This is a genomic window from Pseudoalteromonas sp. SR45-5 (assembly GCF_014163565.1).
Lineage (GTDB): Bacteria > Pseudomonadota > Gammaproteobacteria > Enterobacterales > Alteromonadaceae > Pseudoalteromonas > Pseudoalteromonas distincta.
In genome coordinates, this window is sequence record NZ_JACJDN010000967.1 from 1 (window position 1) to 930 (window position 930).

At 38.3% G+C, this 930-nt stretch carries 1 protein-coding gene and 1 pseudogene; one reads left to right on the top strand and one right to left on the bottom strand.

From position 1 onward, the window contains the following. A pseudogene (locus H5072_RS21415) lies at positions 1-82 on the bottom strand (ribonuclease BN); the annotation flags it as partial. Between the two features lie 87 nt (positions 83-169). On the opposite strand from H5072_RS21415, the gene H5072_RS20400 reads away from it, so the two are divergent. Further along, entirely contained in the window at positions 170-826 is a 657-nt protein-coding gene (locus tag H5072_RS20400) for a DUF2959 domain-containing protein (RefSeq protein ID WP_002961128.1), read from the top strand. The last annotated feature ends 104 nt before the right edge of the window (positions 827-930 follow it).

The window sequence follows — 930 nt, forward strand, 5'->3', positions numbered from 1 at the left end:
TAAAATACTGCATCCACCAACCAGGCTGCTGGCGTATAAAGGACTTAACTTGCTGTTTGTAATGTGAGAGCTTATCATTCATACAATTGACTTGTGCTTATATAGTTTTGATTATAATAACAATCAGCGCCATAATTTACAGCACTAACGCTCGTAAACAGGAATTCAAATGAAAAAACAAACATTACTCAGTGTTTCAATGCTTGTAGTAACACTTACTTTAACTGGCTGCCAATCTGCTTATTATTCTGCGATGGAAAAAGTGGGTGTTCACAAACGCGATATTCTTATTGACCGCGTAGAAGAAACCAAAGACTCGCAACAAGAGTCACAAGAAGAATTTAAATCGGCACTAGAGCGCTTAACGACTCTAATCGATTTTAATGGTGGCGAACTACAAGACACTTATAATCAGTTAAACGACGATTACGAGTCGAGCTTAAATGCCGCTAACGAAGTGTCAACTAACATCAATAAAGTAGAAGACGTGGCAGAAGCGCTATTTGATGAGTGGAGCGATGAGTTAGAGCAATACAAAAGCGCGTCACTTAAGCGTGAAAGCAGCAAAAAGCTAACCGCGACTAAGCGTCAATTTGATCAGCTATTACGCTCAATGCGCAGCGCAGAGAGTAAAATGGAGCCAGTATTAACCTCGCTTCATGATAACGTTTTATACTTAAAGCATAACTTAAATGCACAAGCGGTATCGGCTATTAAAGGTGAATTCACTAACCTTAAGCGCGATATTCAATTGTTGATGAACGACATGAACAAATCGATTGCCGATTCAAATAAATTTATTGAACAAATGAATAGCGCTGGCTAATCATTTGTTACTTTAAAAAGCCTGCTTAGCTGCAGGCTTTTTTATGTTAAAGGGAATGCTAAAAGGGATTTACAATGAAACGCTTTTTAATCGCAGCAATACTC

What these genes read in the sequence shown, in the direction of transcription:
- H5072_RS20400 (WP_002961128.1), top strand. Translation starts at nt 170, where the DNA reads ATGAAAAAACAAACATTACTCAGTGTTTCAATGCTTGTAGTAACACTT.